This window comes from Paenalicyclobacillus cellulosilyticus (genome assembly GCF_014647315.1).
GTDB lineage: Bacteria > Bacillota > Bacilli > Alicyclobacillales > Alicyclobacillaceae > Alicyclobacillus_J > Alicyclobacillus_J cellulosilyticus.
Genome location: NZ_BMOY01000166.1, coordinates 320 through 562 on the forward strand (window position 1 = coordinate 320; position 243 = coordinate 562).

1 protein-coding gene is annotated in these 243 nt (G+C 46.5%); it reads right to left on the reverse strand.

What is annotated here, in order from left to right:
• Positions 1-49: 49 nt before the first annotated feature.
• On the reverse strand, positions 50-243 hold a 194-nt coding region (locus IEX97_RS13865; RefSeq protein WP_268238355.1), incomplete at its 5' end, for a hypothetical protein.

A 243-nucleotide genomic window follows, 5' to 3' on the forward strand; every position in this document is an offset into this window, starting at 1 on the left:
CAAAACGACAAGAATCGCTGATTATCCTCAAATTGCTTAGGAAGCATATCTATTCCTCATGGCGTAATGACTTCCAGTTACCCTGAATGAAGCACTCGGGGTGATAGGGAAATCCAATTTGATAACATAGCTCAGCAGCATCGGTTACAGGCCATCGCAAAAGTTCTGCTCTCATCCCAGCCTTGAGCGATCCAACTTTTTCGGCTATACCTAGCGCTCGAGCGGCTTGATATGTGACACCAC